General features: G+C 71.7%; 19 protein-coding genes and 1 pseudogene. 11 read left to right on the top strand and 9 right to left on the bottom strand.

Features of this window, described 5'->3' with window-relative positions; genetic code table 11:
• Positions 1-2: 2 nt before the first annotated feature.
• On the bottom strand, positions 3-785 hold the full coding sequence (locus ACFYXB_RS10575) for a TVP38/TMEM64 family protein (RefSeq protein ID WP_351347458.1): 783 nt from the start codon (positions 783-785) through the stop codon (positions 3-5).
• A 335-nt stretch (positions 786-1,120) separates the two neighbouring features.
• On the opposite strand from ACFYXB_RS10575, the gene tuf reads away from it, so the two are divergent.
• Both tuf and ACFYXB_RS10565 read left to right on the top strand, forming a co-directional pair.
• Entirely contained in the window at positions 1,121-2,290 is a 1,170-nt protein-coding gene (tuf, locus tag ACFYXB_RS10570; protein ID WP_351347460.1) for an elongation factor Tu, read from the top strand.
• A gap of 135 nt (positions 2,291-2,425) precedes the next feature.
• Positions 2,426-3,271: a spermidine synthase gene (locus ACFYXB_RS10565; RefSeq protein WP_389580046.1), complete on the top strand. Its 846-nt coding sequence runs from the start codon at positions 2,426-2,428 to the stop codon at positions 3,269-3,271.
• A 21-nt stretch (positions 3,272-3,292) separates the two neighbouring features.
• Here ACFYXB_RS10565 and ACFYXB_RS10560 read toward each other — a convergent pair whose 3' ends face one another.
• Positions 3,293-4,294, bottom strand: a complete 1,002-nt coding sequence (locus ACFYXB_RS10560) for a hypothetical protein (protein ID WP_389580044.1) — start codon at positions 4,292-4,294, stop codon at positions 3,293-3,295.
• Between the two features lie 140 nt (positions 4,295-4,434).
• Here ACFYXB_RS10560 and ACFYXB_RS10555 point away from each other — a divergent pair, with 140 nt between their 5' ends.
• A complete protein-coding gene (locus ACFYXB_RS10555; protein WP_351347490.1) occupies positions 4,435-4,872 on the top strand; it encodes a DUF4442 domain-containing protein in 438 nt (145 codons plus the stop codon).
• A gap of 623 nt (positions 4,873-5,495) precedes the next feature.
• A pseudogene (locus ACFYXB_RS10550) lies at positions 5,496-5,948 on the top strand (methyltransferase domain-containing protein); the annotation flags it as partial.
• A 12-nt stretch (positions 5,949-5,960) separates the two neighbouring features.
• Here the strand turns inward: ACFYXB_RS10550 and ACFYXB_RS10545 are convergent.
• Positions 5,961-6,893, bottom strand: a complete 933-nt coding sequence (locus tag ACFYXB_RS10545) for a YbhN family protein (protein ID WP_389580041.1) — start codon at positions 6,891-6,893, stop codon at positions 5,961-5,963.
• Between the two features lie 330 nt (positions 6,894-7,223).
• Here ACFYXB_RS10545 and ACFYXB_RS10540 point away from each other — a divergent pair, with 330 nt between their 5' ends.
• Positions 7,224-7,868, top strand: a complete 645-nt coding sequence (locus ACFYXB_RS10540) for a DedA family protein (protein WP_389580037.1) — start codon at positions 7,224-7,226, stop codon at positions 7,866-7,868.
• A 17-nt stretch (positions 7,869-7,885) separates the two neighbouring features.
• On the opposite strand, the gene ACFYXB_RS10535 is transcribed toward ACFYXB_RS10540, so the two are convergent.
• Positions 7,886-8,413, bottom strand: coding sequence for a gamma carbonic anhydrase family protein (locus ACFYXB_RS10535; RefSeq protein WP_389580035.1), 528 nt, complete (start codon positions 8,411-8,413; stop codon positions 7,886-7,888).
• A 108-nt stretch (positions 8,414-8,521) separates the two neighbouring features.
• Here ACFYXB_RS10535 and ACFYXB_RS10530 point away from each other — a divergent pair, with 108 nt between their 5' ends.
• Positions 8,522-9,286, top strand: a complete 765-nt coding sequence (locus tag ACFYXB_RS10530) for an acyltransferase (protein ID WP_351347470.1) — start codon at positions 8,522-8,524, stop codon at positions 9,284-9,286.
• A 10-nt stretch (positions 9,287-9,296) separates the two neighbouring features.
• Here the strand turns inward: ACFYXB_RS10530 and ACFYXB_RS10525 are convergent, their stop codons facing one another.
• On the bottom strand, positions 9,297-10,154 hold the full coding sequence (locus ACFYXB_RS10525) for an EamA family transporter (RefSeq protein WP_389580031.1): 858 nt from the start codon (positions 10,152-10,154) through the stop codon (positions 9,297-9,299).
• Positions 10,155-10,260: 106 nt separating this feature from the next.
• On the opposite strand from ACFYXB_RS10525, the gene ACFYXB_RS10520 reads away from it, so the two are divergent.
• Positions 10,261-10,833, top strand: a complete 573-nt coding sequence (locus ACFYXB_RS10520; RefSeq protein ID WP_351347474.1) for an XRE family transcriptional regulator — start codon at positions 10,261-10,263, stop codon at positions 10,831-10,833.
• A gap of 31 nt (positions 10,834-10,864) precedes the next feature.
• Positions 10,865-11,422: a YbaK/EbsC family protein gene (locus ACFYXB_RS10515; protein WP_389580028.1), complete on the top strand. Its 558-nt coding sequence runs from the start codon at positions 10,865-10,867 to the stop codon at positions 11,420-11,422.
• Between the two features lie 16 nt (positions 11,423-11,438).
• Here ACFYXB_RS10515 and ACFYXB_RS10510 read toward each other — a convergent pair whose 3' ends face one another.
• Entirely contained in the window at positions 11,439-12,485 is a 1,047-nt protein-coding gene (locus tag ACFYXB_RS10510; RefSeq protein ID WP_389580025.1) for a cation diffusion facilitator family transporter, read from the bottom strand.
• 59 nt (positions 12,486-12,544) lie between these two features.
• On the opposite strand from ACFYXB_RS10510, the gene ACFYXB_RS10505 reads away from it, so the two are divergent.
• Complete coding sequence (locus ACFYXB_RS10505) at positions 12,545-12,898, top strand: ArsR/SmtB family transcription factor (protein WP_389580022.1); 354 nt, start codon at positions 12,545-12,547, stop codon at positions 12,896-12,898.
• 12 nt (positions 12,899-12,910) lie between these two features.
• On the opposite strand, the gene ACFYXB_RS10500 is transcribed toward ACFYXB_RS10505, so the two are convergent.
• The 3 genes from ACFYXB_RS10500 to ACFYXB_RS10490 all read right to left on the bottom strand — a co-directional run bounded on the left by ACFYXB_RS10500 (position 12,911) and on the right by ACFYXB_RS10490 (position 16,455).
• On the bottom strand, positions 12,911-14,134 hold the full coding sequence (locus ACFYXB_RS10500; protein ID WP_389580019.1) for a 4-hydroxybenzoate 3-monooxygenase: 1,224 nt from the start codon (positions 14,132-14,134) through the stop codon (positions 12,911-12,913).
• A gap of 73 nt (positions 14,135-14,207) precedes the next feature.
• Positions 14,208-15,845: an APC family permease gene (locus ACFYXB_RS10495; protein WP_389580016.1), complete on the bottom strand. Its 1,638-nt coding sequence runs from the start codon at positions 15,843-15,845 to the stop codon at positions 14,208-14,210.
• 202 nt (positions 15,846-16,047) lie between these two features.
• The gene (locus ACFYXB_RS10490; protein WP_389580013.1) at positions 16,048-16,455 is read right to left on the bottom strand and encodes a CoA-binding protein; all 408 of its coding nucleotides are present in this window, start codon (positions 16,453-16,455) and stop codon (positions 16,048-16,050) included.
• Between the two features lie 186 nt (positions 16,456-16,641).
• Here ACFYXB_RS10490 and ACFYXB_RS10485 point away from each other — a divergent pair, with 186 nt between their 5' ends.
• Both ACFYXB_RS10485 and ACFYXB_RS10480 read left to right on the top strand, forming a co-directional pair.
• Complete coding sequence (locus ACFYXB_RS10485) at positions 16,642-17,415, top strand: hypothetical protein (protein WP_389580011.1); 774 nt, start codon at positions 16,642-16,644, stop codon at positions 17,413-17,415.
• A complete protein-coding gene (locus tag ACFYXB_RS10480) occupies positions 17,412-17,954 on the top strand; it encodes a histidine phosphatase family protein (protein WP_351357656.1) in 543 nt (180 codons plus the stop codon). The genes ACFYXB_RS10485 and ACFYXB_RS10480 overlap by 4 nt, the downstream gene beginning before the upstream one ends.
• The last annotated feature ends 3 nt before the right edge of the window (positions 17,955-17,957 follow it).

Here is a 17,957-nt window from a genome sequence, read left to right as displayed (position 1 = left end):
CCTCAGCGCGCCCGCAGATGGTGGCGCTTGCGCCACGCGACCACCGCGCCCGCCACGGCCGGTACGGCGATGAAGGCCATCGCGATCAGGAAGGCGGGCGACGTCGGCGCCGAGGCACGGGCGCCCGCGACGACGTACGCGGCGGTGTTCGGTACCGAGCCGAGCGCCGTCGCCAGCAGGAACGGCAGCCAGCGCATGCGGGAGACTGCGGCGCAGTAGTTCGCCACCCAGAACGGCATGCCGGGGAACAGACGTGCCGCCATCATCGAGCGGAAGCCGTGCCGGCTGAGCAGTCCGTCGGCCGCCTTCAGCCAGCGGCCGCGCAGCAGCGGGCGCAGCGCGTCCTGGCCGAGGAACCGGCCCAGGCCGAAGGCGAGGGCGCCGCCGAGCACGGTGCCGGCCAGTGACGTACCGAGCCCCAGCGCGGAACCGAAGAGGGCGCCGGCGGCCAGGCTCAGCAGCGGCCGGGGCACGAACGCCACCGTGCACAGCGCGTACGCCACCGTGAACACCAGCGCCGCCGCGGCTCCGCCGAGCTGCGGTGGCCAGCCGTGGGTGAGCAGCCGTTGCGGTTCGAAGAGCAGCATGGCCGAGGCGGCCCCCGCGAGCAGGACCACCAGCAGCGAAAGACGCGACCAGGGCGACAGCAACACGCGCGTGCAGCGCGCCGCGAAGCCCGCGCGCGCGGGGGGCGGGACCGGTGCCGCCGTGGGCACGGCGGCGAGCTCCGTGGCGGCGGCCGGAGAAGAGGCCGTGGCGGTGCCAGAGCGGTTGGCATCGAGCATTCGGCGACCCTAACTGACAAACATGACCGAACGCCGTATGGAGCGTCTCACGCCCGTCACAGCCGGGAGTCCGGCACAAGTCCCGCGCGGGCCACCGAAAACCATTCGACGTGGGACAACGCGTCGGCGATGATCGGCGTCATGTTCCGGCACGCCTTCCTCCTCGCGGCATCCGCACTCGCGGATGCACCGAAGGCTGCCGTCCTGATCATCGTGGCCACCGTCGACGGCGCCCGAAGCTGACCCTTCCCGGAACGTCCGGCGGACCCCGCAGGGGGAGGGTCGGCGAGTCCCCGGGGTCCCCGTCACCACCCACGACGCTTCGAGGAACAGCCATGCCCAAGACGGCGTACGTGCGCACCAAGCCGCATCTCAACATCGGCACCATGGGCCACGTCGACCACGGCAAGACCACCCTGACCGCCGCCATCACCAAGGTGCTCGCCGAGCGCGGCACCGGCACGTTCGTGCCGTTCGACCGCATCGACCGCGCCCCGGAGGAGGCGGCGCGTGGCATCACCATCAACATCGCGCACGTCGAGTACGAGACCGACACCCGGCACTACGCGCACGTGGACATGCCGGGTCATGCCGACTACGTCAAGAACATGGTCACCGGCGCCGCGCAGCTCGACGGGGCGATCCTCGTCGTGTCCGCGCTCGACGGGATCATGCCCCAGACGGCCGAGCACGTCCTGCTCGCCCGGCAGGTGGGCGTCGACCACATCGTGGTCGCGCTCAACAAGGCCGACGCAGGCGACGAGGAGCTGACCGACCTCGTCGAACTGGAGGTCCGCGAACTGCTCACCGCGCAGGGGTACGGCGGCGACTCCGTACCCGTCGTACGGGTCTCCGGGCTCAAGGCCCTGGAGGGCGACCCGCGTTGGACGGCGTCCATCGAGGCGCTGCTCGACGCGGTGGACACGTACGTGCCCATGCCCGAGCGCTACCTGGACGCGCCGTTCCTGCTGCCCGTCGAGAACGTGCTCACCATCACCGGCCGGGGCACGGTCGTCACCGGTGCGGTCGAGCGCGGCACGATCCGGGTCGGCGACCGGGTCGAGGTGCTCGGGGCCGGCCTCGAGACCGTGGTCACCGGCCTGGAGACCTTCGGCAAGCCCATGACGGAGGCCCAGGCCGGGGACAACGTGGCGCTGCTGCTGCGCGGGGTGCCACGGGACGGCGTCCGGCGCGGGCACGTCGTGGCCGCGCCCGGCAGCGTCGCGCCGAGCCGTCGCTTCTCCGCGCGCGTGTACGTCCTGTCGACGCGGGAGGGCGGCCGGACGACCCCGGTCTCCACCGGCTACCGGCCGCAGTTCTACATCCGCACCGCGGACGTGGTCGGGGACGTCGACCTGGGCGAGACGGCTCTTGCGCGCCCCGGTGACACGGTCGCCATGACCGTGGAGCTGGGTCGCGAGGTGCCCTTGGAGCCCGGCCTCGGCTTCGCGATCCGCGAGGGCGGGCGAACGGTCGGCGCGGGCACGGTGACCTCGGTCGACTGAACGACACCGGTGTCCGCCCCACGGCGGGGCGGACACCGGCGTCGGCCGGTCGTCGGTGCCGTGCGCCGCCCACCTCGCCGACATGAGCGCTCGTCCTCGCAGCCCCCACGCCGCTCACCCCGGCACAATGGACCCGTGAACGAGCCCATACCCGTGACCCGGACCGTCGATCACGGGACCGCCAAGCTGATGCCCGACGTCGACCGTGAGCGGGCCTGGCTGCTGACCGTCGATGGGGCGCCGCAGTCGTACGTCGATCTGGACGCGCCCACGCATCTGGAGTTCGAGTACGCGCGACGGCTCGGGTACGTGCTGGACACCGTGGGCGAGCCGGGGCGGCCGCTGGACGTGCTGCACCTCGGCGGGGGCGCGCTCACGCTGCCGCGCTATGTGGCGGCGACCCGGCCGGGGTCGCGGCAGGACGTCGTGGAGGCCGACCGGGGGCTGCTGGCGCTGGTCACCGAGCACCTGCCGCTGCCGGACGGCGCCGGGATCGCGCTGCACACCGCCGACGCCCGCGCATGGCTGCAGGCCGCCCCGGACGCGAGCGCGGACGTGCTGATCGCCGACGTCTTCGGCGGCTCCCGTGTCCCGGCCCACCTCACCACGCTCGCCTACGCCCGTGAGGCCGAGCGCGTGCTGCGCGGTGACGGCGTCTATCTGGCGAACCTCGCGGACGCCGCGCCGTTCGCGTTCCTGCGCTCCCAACTCGCCACGTTCGCGGCCGTGTTCGCGGAGCTGGCGCTCATCGCCGAGCCGGGCGTGCTGCGCGGGCGTCGGTTCGGCAACGCGGTGCTCGTCGCCTCCCACCATCCGCTCCACGCCGCCGCCCTGGCCCGCCGCACCGCCTCGGACGCCTTCCCGGCCAGGGTCGAACACGGCGCCGCGCTACGGGACTTCACCGGCGCTGCCGTGCCGGTGCTGGACGAGGACGCCGTACCGTCGCCCGAACCCCCCGACGGGGCGTTCGGCATCGGCTGAGGCGCCCTCGGCCCGGAACACTCACTCCGTCGGCTCGCCGTGCAGCCGTACCGTGCTGAGGATCTTCATGATGGTCGCCGTGTCGACCTCTCCGTCCACGCCCTTGGCCGCGTATAGGTTCCAGGACACGATGTCGTCGGCGGAGTTCTTGAAGGCGAACGTGATGGCCTTGCCGTCGCTGGCGCACTTGCCCTTGCGGGGCGTGTTCGTCGAGCGCGCCCAGGCGTAGGCGCCCTTGACGCCCGACTTGGTCGTGAAGTCCGTGGCCTTCTTGTCGTAGGTGAGGCTCTTCTTGTCCGGCTGGGTGTAGCCGCCGTAGACCCACCACGGCACTTCCCGGGCCGCCGCGTCGGCGGGAGTCTTCGCGCCGCTCTCGCCCTTGGTGCCGGCTGCGGCCAGCGCCGTGTCCTCGGTCTTGCCGTCCTTGTTGTCGTCGGTCGTGCACCACTTCGACTTGTACTCGGCCGGCGCCGACATGATGATCAGCGGTTTGCTGTCCGGGGACTTGCGATCCTCGAAGCCGATGGAGAGGCCGGGCGACTCGACCTCCCAGTCCGCCGGCACGTCGAAGGCGGTGCCCCGCTTCGGGTTGACCACGACCTTCCAGCCCGCGATGAGCGGCTTCTCGGTCTCGTTGCCGCGCGGGTTGTCGTCCGAGCCCGACGATGACGCGGTGGGGTCGGCGGAGGGCGACTGGCTCGCCTTCTTCTCCTTGCCGCCGCCGTCCGCCGTGTCGTCCTTGGCGCCCCCCAGAACGAGGAATCCGGTCACACCGGCCGCGACGAGGACCGCCGCGGCGGCGATGATCGCGACCAGCTTCGTGCGGTTCCCGCCGCCACCGCCCTGCGGCGGCTGCGGCCCGCCGGCCTGCCCGGGCGCGCCCCACTGCGGCTGCTGCGCGTACGGGTTCGGCTGCTGATAGCCGGGCTGCTGGTACGGATTCGGCTGCTGGTAACCCGCTTGCTGATACGGGTTGTTGTGCGGGTTCTGCTCGCCCCCGGGCGGCTGCTGTCCTGGCCACATGAGCGATAACCCTAGTGGCGCCACGGACACGATTTGGTCACCGCGCCTTGTCAGGGACGTACCGAAAAGGCGATCACGGACACTGCTCTGGCCAGGCGTGGCTACCCATGAGTAACATGACGGCCATGAGCGCAGACCAGATGTCGATCGGCGAGTTGCTCGCCGCCACGGTGCCGATGGTGCGAACCCTGAACCTGGAGTATCTGGAGACCACTCCGGAGCGGGCCGTGCTGTCCCTGCCGGACCAGAGCGAGTACCGCAACCACGTAGGCGGGCCGCACGCGGGGGCGATGTTCACCCTCGGCGAGTCCGCGAGCGGCGCGATCGTCCTGGCCGCTTTCGGTGACCAGCTCTCCCGTGCCGTGCCGCTTCCGGTCACCGCAGAGATCGCGTTCAAGAAGATCGCGCTCGGCCCCGTCAAGGCGACCGCCACGCTCGGCCGCCCCATCGCCGACGTCGTCGCCGAACTCGACGAGGGCAAGCGCCCCGAGTTCCCGGTCGCCGTCGCCATCCAGCGCGCGGACGGCGCGGTCACGGGCGAGATGACGGTGGTGTGGACCCTGCGCCCCAACAACTGACGCACGCCTCGACGCGAGGGACCCGGCCGTCGGACGCGGCCGGGTCCCTCGCGTCGAGGCGGCGGGAGGCGCGACCGTGGCCGCCGCACACCTCGACCTGACCGAGGGCACGGACCGCTTCTTCGACCCCCGCCCGCAGTACCTGCCCCTGGTGCGGCTCGGACGCGCCGACGACTCGCCTGCGTACAACCGGCCTCCTCCAGCGCGAGCTGGCCCTCTCCGACGTCGACCGGTGCGCGGACACCTGCCCCTGGCCCTCTCCGACGGAGCCCACTTCGACCACGGTCGGGCCGCCCGCCTCCGGACAAGACCGCCGATCGCGACAAGTGGCTGACCCCCGAGGAGAAGGCCAAGCTCTTGCGTCTGGAGCAGCGCGCCGCGCACCGCAAGAGTTTCCGCAAGCCCAAAGAGCGCAGCTCGAACCGTTTGCGGCACACCTACGACCAGATCAAGCAGCTCCGCGCAACAGCCACGCGCCGAGCCGTTGACTGGCAGCACAAGACCACCACCCGCATCGCTGAGCAGTACGGCACCGTGGTGGTTGAACAGCTCACCATCCCGAACATGGTCAAGTCCGCCCGGGGCACCATGGCGGCCCCAGGGACAGCACCGACCCGGACCACGAACTGCGCGCCGCGCACGAGGCCGTACGCCCCGGCGGCCATCTGGTCATCGAGGTGCCGGACCCCGAGAGCCGCTACGCCCGCCTCCTGGGCCGCTGGTGGCTGCCGTGGCTCCAGCCGCAGCACCTGCACTTCGTCCCGGTCGCCAATCTGCGCCGCCGACTCACTGACCTCGGCTTCACCGTGCTCGCCGAGCAGCACGCCGAACCGCACGACCCGGTGGACCTGCTCGCCGCCGTCTGGCTGGCCCTGGACCACACCGCCCCGCGCGAGGACGCACCGTGGCAGCCCCGCCGGCCGGGCGCGCTTCTGCGCGCATTGCGCACCACCGTCGTCCTCGCGGGCGTGCCCGCCCTGGCGCTGGCCCCCCTGCTCGACCGTTTCGCCGTACGGCCCCTGTCACACCGGTTGCGCCTCTCCAACGCCTACCGCATAGTGGCCCGCCGGGACTGAGATCACCCGCTCTCACAACACCTTGCTGCGGATGAGCGCCGACAGCACCAGCGCGCCCGGCAGCAGTGGCAGCCAGTCGGTCAGCACCCGGAACCCGATGACGGTCGCCGTGGCCAGGGCCAGTGGGGAGCCGAACGCCACCAGCGTGAACACCAGTGCCGCGTCCACCGCGATGCCGCCCGGCGCGGGCACGGCGCCCACGGCGGTACCCGCGGCCAGAAACGCGATGACCACCTCGGCCCACGACACCGGCAGCCCCATGGCGGACCCGACCGACGCGACCACGCACGCCTGCAGCAACGGCATCGCCGCCGCCCCGCCCCACAGCGCGAGCACCCGGCAGGGCCGCGTGTGAAGCTGCCGCGCGTCGGCCAGGGCGGTGCGCAGCAGTGCGGTCACGGGGCGGCGCAGCGACTGTACGACGGTCAGGAGGACGGCCGCCACGGCGGCAACGGTGACCACGGCCGCGAGCACCGTCAGGAGGGTGCGCCGGCCGGGGACGAGTTCACCGAGCTGGCGCCCGGCCGGGGAGGCGGCCACGAACACCACGAGGACCAAGGTCTTCGCGACGGGCTTCACCAGGGAGTACAGGGCCAGCGAGGCGGTGGCCCGGTCGAGCGGAATGCCGCGTCCGCGTAGGAAGCGCAGGGTGACGGCGTGCGCGCCGATGCCCGCGGGCAGCGCATGGTTGGCGGCACCGGCGGCGAACTGCGACGCCAGCAGCAGCCCGGGAGGCAGCCGTTCCGGGAGGGCGCCCTGCCGTACGCAGGAGGCCGCGACCCAGCCCAGGCAGGTGAAGCCGAGCGCGGCCAGCAGCCACCCCGGGTCGGCCGAGGTCAGCCGGGCGGCACCCTCGTACATGAGCGGCCGGTTGGTCAGGCCCCAGACGACGACCAGCAGGAGTGGGGCCAGACACAGGGCGAGGCGGACGGGGCGGGCCGCCATGGTGGGCACGGTGGGCACGGGGGGAGCCGGGGCCACTGGTGCGTCGGAGCGGAGCGAGGACAGTGAGGACACGGGGCACGTCGTCCTTCCACATCGGGCCGCGCAGGGACGACCTGGGGAAGCGAGGCGGGGGAAACCGGGGGGAGCCTTCCCGTTCCGTGTGACCGGCGGATGTCCGAGAACCGGCCGTCGGCGGAACGGTGCCGGGCGGCAGGCTGGGGGACACCGTGCTCAACGTCGACCAGGTAGCCTTCCCATGGGAACACCCGCTTCATGCGGCGTCCCGCACCGAAACGCACGAAAAGCGACGCGACAGGGGAGGAAACGGCCTTGCACGTCCAGGAATGGCTCGACACCGTGCCCGCGGTCGCCGTCTACGCTCTGGTGGCTCTGGTCATCGGCCTGGAGAGCCTGGGCATCCCGCTGCCGGGTGAGATCGTCCTGGTCTCGGCGGCGCTGCTGTCCTCCCAGCACTCGGGTATCAACCCGGTCGTCCTGGGCGCGTGCGCGACCGCGGGCGCCGTCATCGGCGACTCCATCGGGTACGCCATCGGCCGCAAGGGCGGACGCCCCATGCTGGCCTGGCTGGGCAAGAAGTTCCCCAGACATTTCAGCGAGGGCCATGTCGCCACCGCCGAGCGGTCCTTCGAGAAGTGGGGCATGTGGGCGGTCTTCTTCGGCCGCTTCATCGCCCTGCTCCGCATCTTCGCGGGCCCGCTCGCGGGCGTGCTCCACATGCCGTACTGGAAGTTCCTGACCGCCAACCTGCTCGGTGGCATCTGCTGGGCGGGCGGCACGACGGCGGTCGTCTACTACGTGGGAATCGTGGCCGAGGACTGGCTGAAGAGGTTCTCCTACCTGGGCCTGGCGGCGGCGGTCCTGGTCGGCCTGACGTCGATGCTGATCATCAGGCGCAAGGCGAAGAAGGCGCAAACGGAACAGCGAGAACCGGAACCTGTAGGCACCGGGGACTGAAATCCCCGCCCGACAACCTACTCGTGCACCCCGCGATGCGCCTTCGCCAACTCGGCATACAAGGTGCCGTTGAGGGTGACCCCCTCCTTCTCCTCCGCACTCAACTCTCGTCGAACCTTCGCCGGCACCCCGGCCACCAGCGACCCCGGCGGCACCACCATCCCCTGCGGCACCAATGCCTGCGCGGCCACCAACGACCCCGCCCCGATCACGGCCCCGTTCAGCACGGTCGCCCCCATGCCTATGAGGCAGTCGTCCTCCACCGTCGCCCCGTGCACCACGGCGTTGTGCCCGATGGACACCCGCTCCCCGACCGTCACCGGAAACCCGGGGTCCGCATGCAGCGTGACGTTGTCCTGCACGTTCGCGTCAACCCCCACGGTGATCGTCTCGACATCACCCCGCACCACCGCCCCGTACCAGACGCTGGCCCCGGCCCGCAGCGTGACATCCCCGATGACAGAGGCCGTGGGCGCCACGAACGCCTCCGCATCCACCTGCGGTTTCTTGCCGCCTATCCCCACGATCAGCGCCTTCCGCGTCATCACCGTCTCCTCGTGTCCGTAGTACGACGCACCGTACGACACCGGGTGGGGCAAAGATCACAGCGGCCTGCCCTCTCGCCGCAGGCGACTGCTGAGTAACGTGAGCGCGTGCCGAAGCGCAAGAACGCGTTCTCATCCTGGCGGAGCCGACTGGCCCAGCGTGCCGTCCACAAGGCGTGGGCCTGGGCGCAGCGCACCGGCTCCGTCACGGCCGAGCACCCCGCGAGGTTCCGCTTCGGCGCGATGGGGACAGCGACGAGACTCGCCTTCCCGCTCGGCACGGTCTTCGGCGAACCGTGGATCCACCTCGGCTCGTACTGCATCATCGGCGAGCAGGTCACGCTCACCGCGGGCCTGATGCCCGACCTCGACCTCGGGCCCGACCCGATCCTGCGCATCGGCGACGGAGTCGTCCTCGGCCGCGGCAGCCACATCATCGCGGACACGACGGTCACCATCGGCCGCGACTGCTACTTCGGGCCGTACGTCTACGTCACGTCCACCAATCACTCGTACGACGACCCGCATGAGCCCATCGGCAGGCAGTGGCCGCGGATGGAGCCGGTGGAGATCGGCCCCGGGTGCTGGATCGGCACCGGCGCAGTGATCCTGCCGGGCGCACGGATCGGCCGGAACGTGGTCGTGGCCGCCGGCGCCGTGGTCCGCGGGACTGTGCCCGACCACGCCGTGGTCGCGGGAGCGCCCGCACGGGTCGTACGACGCTGGACCCCCGACGACGGCTGGCAGCCACCGCTGCGCACGCCCCAGCCGGTGCCGATTCCGGACGGGGTCAGCCCGGAGCAGTTGCTGGCACTGGCCGAGCTGGACGAGGAGGCCGTGGCGCGACTCGCCGAACTCGACGCGGAGAGCTGAGGCCCGGCACTCACCCCGTCGCCAGCAGCAGCGTGCCCACCAGGGCCAGTGCCGCGCCCGCCGCCTGGACGGCGCGCAGCCGCTCGCTGAGGAAACCGCGTGCCGCCAGGGCCGTCACCACCGGGTAGAGGGAGGCGAGCACGGCGGCGACGGTGACAGGACCGTGCTGGGCGGCCACCGCATAGGTGCCGTTGGCGGCGACGTCCGCGAGTCCGACGAAGGCGAGCGCCGGGAGCGATGTCCATGGGAAGCCGCTGTCCGGCAGGGCTGCCGAGGTCCGTCGTACCGTCACCAGCAGCACGGCCCCGCTCACGGCGACACTGGTCACGCGCTGCACGAACAGCGCGAGGAACAGGCCGGTGACCGTGGTCGACGCCTCGGTGATGAGCGCGAACACGGTGCCGAAGCCGAGCGCGGCGACGAGCGTGAGCAGGATCGTCCGCCGCTGCACGGGAGCTCCCCTGAGCTGCGGCCCGCCCGCGAGGACGACACCGGTCACCGCGACGGCGATGCCCACCACCTGGAGCAGCCCCGGCCGCTCGCCGAGGAACAGACCCACACCGATGGGGACGGCGACGCTCAGTGTGGCCAGCGGGGAGACCACCCCCATCGGGCCCAGGGCCAGCGCCTTGTAGAACGAGAGCAGGGCGACCGGTCCCGCCAGGCCCGCCGCGAACGCGAACCACAGCCGGGGCCCGGCCTCGCTCCAGCCGCCCGTCGCCACGACGACCGCGCCGAGGACGGCCGCCGCGATCGCCTGCGACACGATCACTACCGTCAGGGCCGGGGTACGCCGTGTCAGCAGCCCGCCGCCGAAGTCGGCCAGACCCCACAGGAGGCTGGTGGCCAGGGCGAAGAATGCTGTCACGGGCTGCCTCGCAGTACAGTTTGATGAACGGTCGGGTACACCCCACCGTAGTTCATTCGATTGAACTATATCATTCAAAATATTCGACGAGAATCGTGGACGGAACGTGTCGGACCTCGACCTGCTGACCCAGTCCCTGGCGCGCAACGTCAAGCACTGGCGCTCGGTGCGCGGCTTCACCCTGGACGTGCTCGCCGCCCGGGCCGGTGTCAGCCGGGGCATGCTGATCCAGATCGAGCAGGCCCGGACGAATCCGAGCATCGGCACGGTCGTCAAGATCGGCGACGCGCTCGGCATCAGCATCACCACCCTCCTCGACTACGAGCAGGGCCCGAAGGTTCGCATCATCCCCGCCGATCAGGCCGTACGTCTGTGGCACACGGACGCCGGCAGCTACAACGTCCTCCTCGCCGGCACCGAGGCCCCCGGTCCGCTGGAGATGTGGGAGTGGCGGCTGATGCCGGGCGAGAGCAGCGCCTCGGACCCGCACCCCGCCGAAACGGTCGAGCTGCTGCACGTCGTCGCGGGCGAGCTGACGCTCACCGTGGACACGGTGGAGTACCGGGTTCCGGCCGGAACGAGTGTCTCCTTCGAGGCCGACGCCCCGCACACGTACGGCAACACCGGCGACGTACCGATGGAGATGGTCATGGCCGTCTCGGTCCCGCCCGTCCGCTGAGCGCTGCTCCCGAGGCTGTTAGCGTGCGGTCATGCGTGCACCGATCGGAGACTTCGACACCGCCGTCCCCGCCCCCGACTGCCTCGACGAGCTGATCCGCCCGGTCGCCTACGCCGTACGCGCCTGGCGTGGCAGCGTCCCCGCCGACCAGATCGTCTACGTCGACACCGACCCCGAGTGGGCCGACACCGCCGTGTTCGTCGAACACTACGGCCGGGACCTGCTCGAACAGTCCGCGAACTGTGTGGTCGTGGCGGGCAGACGGGGCGGCGAGTCCACACTCGCGGCGTGCGTCGTACTGTCCACCACCCGCGTCGACGTCAACGGCGTTGTACGCCGCCAACTCGGCGCCCGCAAGGCATCGTTCGCCTCGATGGACACGGCGACCGGCGAGACCGGCATGGAGTACGGCGGCATCACCCCGGTCGGACTGCCCGACGGCTGGCCCCTGTTGGTGGACTCGGCCGTGGTCGACCTGCCCTACGTCCTGGTCGGCAGCGGCCGCCGCCGCGGCAAACTCCTGGTACCGGGCAAGGCGTTCGCGGAACTGCCGGGAGCGGTGGTGCTGGAGGGACTGGGGGTCGCCTGACGCGGCGCCGGCCTGCTCAGGCCGTCGAGTGGTGCGCCAGTGCCAGATGCGGGTCCGCCTCGCCCGGCACCGGCGCCGGGTCGGCGTGCACCAGGGCCGCGGTGAGTCGGGGTACGGCGTGCAGCAGTGCGTGCTCGGCCTCGACGGCGATCGCGTGTGCCTGCCGTACCGTCGCCTCGCCGTCCACCACCAGCGCCACTTCCGCCCGCAGCCGGTGCCCGATCCAGCGCAGCCGCAGCTCACCCACCCCGCGCACCCCCGGCACCGCCCCCACCGCCCGCTCGGCCCGGTCCACCAGCGCCGGGTCCACAGCGTCCATGACCCGCCGGAACACCTCGCGCGCCGCGTCCCGCAGGACCAGCATGATCGCGGCCGTGATCGCCAATCCCACGAGCGGGTCGGCGAGTTGCAGCCCCAGCGCGGAACCGCCCGCGCCGAGCAGCACGGCCAGCGACGTGAAACCGTCCGTGCGTGCATGCAGCCCGTCGGCGACGAGCGCGGCCGAACCGATCTCCCGGCCGACCCTGATCCGGTAGCGCGCCACCCACTCGTTGCCCACGAAGCCGACGAGAGCTGCGACCGCCACGGCCGCAACGTGCGACACCGGTCGGGGGTCGAGCAGCCGGTTCACGGCCGCCCACGCCGCGAAGGCCGCCGACGCGGCGATGGTCAGCACGATCGCGATGCCCGCGAGGTCCTCGGCACGGCCGTAGCCGTAGGTGAAGCGGCGGGTCGCCGCGCGTCGGCCGAGCAGGAAGGCGATGCCCAGCGGTACGGCGGTCAGCGCGTCCGCGGCGTTGTGCACCGTGTCACCGAGCAGCGCCACCGACCCGGACACGACCACCACGACCGCCTGCGCCAGCGCGGTCACGCCGAGCACGGCCAGTGAGACCCACAGCGCCCGCATACCGCGAGCCGAGGCCTCCAGGGCCGGGTCGAGCTTGTCGGCGCTCTCGTGGGAGTGCGGGGTGAGCAGGTGCCGTAGGCGGTGCCGGAGACCGGACGAGGAGGAATGGCCGTGGTCGTGCCCGTGGTCACGGTGGTGGTGATGCCGGTCGCTCACGAGGGTCCCCTTCCGGTGCGGTGGTGGACGCGCGACGCCCATGGAGCCATTATGTGCGTATGAGCGCACGCATGCACCTGTCACCTGCACATCATGCGCACCCGCGCACCCCCGGCGAGGAACAGTTCGCGCTGGCCGCCGAGCTCCTCGCCCTGCTCGGCGACCGCACCCGCCTCACCCTCCTGCACGCCCTCGCAGAGGGGGAGGCGGACGTCACGACGCTCACCGAGGTCTGCGGCGCGGCCCGGCCCGCCGTCAGCCAGCACCTGGCCCGGCTGCGCCTCGCCGGGCTCGTGAACACACGCAAGGAGGGCCGCCGGGTGGTCTACTCGCTGCGCCACGGCCATCTGCGCCGCCTCGTGGACGAGGCACTGAAGGTGGCCGACCACCGCCTGAGCGAGACGGAGAAGTGACCGTCCTGCGCGTCAGTACGCGTCCGCCGCGCCCAGGTACTGCTCCGCGAAGGACCGCGCCGCCGCCGGTGAGGTGAACAGACGGCGCAGCCGGGCCAGCGTGGTGCCCGTGACGAACGGATCGTCCGACGCGGGGCCGTGATAGATGTCCGACAGCCACTGCGAGAACTCCTGGTAGTCCCACACCCGCCGCAGACACGCCCGGGCATAGCCGTCCAGGCCGGCGCCGTCGCCCTTCGTGAGGTGGGCGACGAGAGCATCTCCGAGGAGGAAGGCGTCGTACAGGGCCAGGTTCATGCCCTTGGCAGCGATGGGCGCGACGAGGTGGGCCGCGTCGCCCGCGAGGAACAGGCGCCCGGAGACCAGGGGTTCGACCACGTAGTCGTGCATGTCGAGGACGCGCTTCTCGATCAGCCGTCCCTCGGTCAGCGGCGGGGCGCCGCTCGCTCCGAGCCGTGCGCGCAGTTCGGTCCAGACGCGGTCGTGCGTCCAGTTCTCCGGGTCGTCGCCCGGCGGGCACTGGAGGTAGTAGCGGGTGACCTCGGGACTGCGGGCCATGTGCCCGGCGAACCCGCGCGGATGGATGCCGAAGACCACGCAGTCGGCGGACGGCGGCGCCTCGGCGAGCAGCGCCAGCCAGCCGATGCCGTAGTCGTGCCGGGCGATCCGAGCCTGCTGCGCGGGAAGGGCGTCCCGCGTCATGCCGCGCGCGCCGTCGCACCCGGCGACGAAGTCGCAGTGGATCACCTGCCGTTGGCCCGTCTCCGGGCAGAGGTACGACGCCGAAGGCCGGTCCGAGTCGAGGTCGTGCAGCCGTACGTCCCGGACGCCGAAGCGGATGTCTCCGCCGCGGACGTCGGCGTACTCGCGGACCAGGTCGGTCACCAGCAACGGCTGCGGATAGACATAGTGATGATGGTCCGTCAGATCGCTGTAGGCGAACCGGTAGCGCTCGCCGCCGAAGCGGAACTCGCACTCGGTGTGCACCTGCGCCCGCGCAAGCAGGTTACCCGCCAGGCCGCGCTGTTGAAGGCCGCGTACGGCCCACTCCTCGATGACGCCGGCGCGCGGCCGTGTCTCGATGAACTGTCTGCTCTCGGTCTCCAGGACCACGCAGTCGACGTCGGCCGCCCGCAGGACGTTGCCGATGGTGAGCCCGGCGGGCCCGGCGCCCACGACGACGACCGGACTGCGGTGCGCGGAAGGGGAGTTGGGGTGGGGGGAGGGGAGCGTCACGCGAGCATTATGACGGTGTCCCGTCAGCCGCGGCGGGCAGCCGTGGCCGACGGGACACCGTCGCGGGCCGGGGTCAGTGCGCCGGGGCTTCGGTGACCACGACCTCCTCGATGCTGCGCTCGATCTCCTCGGGCCGGGACGCAGAAGCCTTGGCCCAGTAGTAGATCGCGAGGGAGAAGACGGTGACCACCGCGATGTCCCACCACAGCGCGATATGGCCCTGGCCGCCGAAGCCGCCCTGCCAGGAGATCACGCCCAGGCCCAGCAGATACCCGGGCAGCCACTGCGCGGCGCGGAAGTCCAGCCGCGGCGCGTCGGGCAGGCGCTTCGCCGTGGCGTACCAGGCGTAGCCGCCGAGCAGGAGATAGCCGAACACGATCGCGAGACCGAGCCGCCACAGGGTGTCCCAGCCGGCCCAGTAGATGATGAGGTTGGCCACTACGAACGACAGCGGGGAGATCACCTTGCCGCCGGGCAGCCGGTACGGACGCTCGTGGTGCGGCAGCCGGTCCGTGAAGACGCCGTACGCCAGCGGCGCGCCCGCATACATCAGGACGCTCGCCGAGGTGATGAACCCGACCAGCTCCTGCCAGCTCGGGAACGGCAGGAAGCAGATCACGCCGGTCACGAAGGACATGATGAGGCCGAACCAGGGCACGCCCCGCGCGTCGGTCTTCGCGAACAGCTTCGGCGCGTAGCCGTTCTTGGCCAGGCCGTAGGAGACGCGGGAGGTGGCGGTCGTGTAGATGAGGCCGGTGCCGCCGGGGGAGATTACCGCGTCGAGGTAGAGCACGACGCTCAGCCAGCCCAGGCCCACCACGGTCGCCAGACCCGCCCAGGGGCCGCTGATGCCGGGGAAGTCGAGCTTGGCCCAGCCGTGCGCGAAGGCGGTGTGCGGCAGGGCGGCGATGAACACGACCTGGAGGAGGACGTAGATCACGGCGCCGATCGCGACCGAACCGAGGGTGGCCCGCGGCAGGTCCCGCTTGGGGTCGCGGCTCTCGCCGGCCAGCTGGATCGCCTGCTCGAAGCCCAGCAGCGCGAAGATGATGCCACTGGAGCTGATGGCGCCGAGGACACCCTTGGCGCCGAACGGCGCGAAGCCCTCCGAAGTGAAGTTCCCCGGGTGGAAGTTGCCGACGGCGATGATGAAGATCGCGGCCAGCGGGACGGCGATCTTCCACCAGGTGGCCGCGCTGTTGGTGTGCGCCAGGGCGCGGACGCCGAAGAAGTTGACGCCGACGAACAGGGCCATCAACACCACGGCGGCGACGAAACCGCCGGTCGTGAGCGTGCCGTCCGCGTGCTGGAGGCCCTGGGCCCAGTGCCAGTGACCGGCGTAGCCGATCATCGCCTCGACCTCGATCGGGGCCACAGTCGCCGCCTGCAGCCAGGAGAACCAGCCGAAGGACATGCCGGCAAGGCCGCCGAAGGCGTAATGCGGATAACGAGCCGTACCGCCCGTGACCGGGAACATGCCGCCCAACTCGGCGTGCACCAGCGCAAGCAGCACGATCGCGACCGCGCCGATCATCCACGAGATGATCGCCGCGGGACCGGCCACCACGACCGCCTTCTCGGCGCCGTACAGCCAGCCGGAGCCGATGATGGAACCCACCGAGGCCCACGTCAGGCCGATCAGCCCGACGTCGCGCCGCAAGGCGCCCGGTGCGCTCGTGGCGTCCCGGACGGCATGGTCGAGTTTCGCCATGTCAAGTGGCCTCTCAGAAGATGAACACGGTTTTAACGGGGGAGGAGGCCACAGGCTAGGGACGCGCTCCGTGCTCACAAAAGACCGTTCCCCGAGATTTGACTGACAGCTAGGGGTGCTGTTTACGCGATCTTTGCCCAGGTCATCGGCGTGTAACGAATGTGTGTATTCACTTGTCGAATTTGAGAAGAAGCTCAGACAGCTAGCGCAGAGCGGGGATTTCGATCGCCGGGCAGCGGTCCATGACCATGTCGAGACCGGCTTCCCGGGTCCGTTCGTACGCGGCCTCGTCGATCACATCGAGCTGGAACCACACGGCCTTCGCGCCCTTGGCGACCGCCTCGTCGGCGACCTGTCCGGCGAGGTCGCTGTTCACGAACACGTCGACGACGTCCACCTCGAAGGGGATGTCCGCGAGGGACGCGTAGCCGCGCTCGCCGTGGACCGTCTCCGCCTTGGGGTGTACCGGCACGATCCGCTTCCCGAACCGCTGCAGCACTTCGGCCACCCGGTAGGCCGCGCGCCCCCGGTTCGAGGACAGGCCGACCACGGCCCAGGTGTCACCGGTCTCGGTCAGGATCTTCCGGATCGTCGCTTCGTCGCCGTACACGGTCGGCCTCCTCGGGCGTCGGGGATCGTCCTCCCCCCAACAGCGCCCGACGGAGGCTGATTCCCCGGCCGACGGCGCTCAGCCCCGGGGCGGCGGTGGGGGCTCCAGCGCGCCGGAGAGCGCCACGGCGTGCGCATTCGCTGCCAAGTGCCTGCGTACGGCCCTTCGCCCGCCTACGCTCACGCTGTGCTGCGTATCGTCGACACCCGAACCGGTGACTCCGTCCAGGCCGCTCCCGCCCGCCGGGGCCTGACCCGAGTGGAGGCGCACGCGCCGTCCTTCACCGCTGCCTCCGTACGCGTGCTCCTGACGGCCGACCTCCTCGTCCGCGCCCTGGAACTCGGCGGCACCCCCGTCTGGTCCATGCTCGCGGGCGGACGCGGGGAGGCCGAGCTGCGTGCGGCCGCCGCGACCCTGGGCATCCGCCCCTTCGAGGACGGCCATGATCTCGCCGCCGGGCTCGGCGAGGCGCAGATCGTGCACGTGCTGGAGGAGGGCGGTCAGCTGCCCTGGAGCGGGGTCGTCCTCCAGGTCGCGGGCGTGTGGGACGAGACCGGGGTGGCCGGGGACGACATCGGCGGCGTACGGGACGAGGCCGGGGACGACGACGGTCCGCGCAGTGACCCCGCCGTGCTGCGCCTGGCCCTGCTCTCCACCGACCGTGGCTCGCCGGTGCGGCTGGACGAAGCCACCCTCGACGAGGCCCGCCGGACGCTCGCGCGGTGGCGGCGGGCCGTCGCCGGCTGGGCGCGGCAGCCGTCGCGGGCGGTCCCCGACGAGGTGCGCGGGCGGTTGCGTGCCGCGTGGGAGGACAATCTGGACGTGCCCGAGGTACTGCGTGTCCTGACGTGGGTGGAGACCGCCGCCGACCTGCCCGACGGCGCCCGTTTCGAGACGTACGCCTACGCCGACCGGCTGCTCGGCCTCGACCTGGTCCGTGACCTGGGGAGCCCCGAGTGATCGCCCGCGCGGGAACGGGCCCGCTGCGCCGCCTGATCGTCCTGCGGCACGCCAAGTCGGCCTGGCCGGACGGCGTCGCCGACCACCAGCGCCCGCTCGCACCGCGTGGCCTGCGTGACGCCCCCGCCGCGGGCCGCGTCCTCGCCGAGTCCGATTGCCTGCCCGACCTCGCCCTGTGCTCCACTGCCGTACGCGCCCGCCAGACCTGGGACCTGGCCTCCGCCCAGTGGGGCACACCGCCTCCGGTACGGCACGACCGGCGGCTGTACGGGGCCGACGCCGACGAACTCCTCGACGTCGTGCACGAGGTGCCGCCCCAGGTGGAGACGCTGCTCCTGATCGGGCACAACCCCGGCCTGGAGGAACTGGTGCTGGACCTCGCCGGGGACGCGCTGGACGACGCGCTCGACGAGGTGCGCACCAAGTTCCCCACGTCCGCGATCGCCGTCCTCGCCTGGCACGGCACAGGCTGGGCGGCCCTGGCCCCGGGCACCGCGCTGCTCACCTCGGTCACCGTGCCACGCGGCAAGAAGTACTAGCCC

It is taken from the genome of Streptomyces sp. NPDC002619, assembly GCF_042889305.1.
Classification (GTDB): Bacteria; Actinomycetota; Actinomycetes; order Streptomycetales; family Streptomycetaceae; genus Streptomyces.
This window is presented reverse-complemented; position numbering and strand designations above follow the sequence as displayed.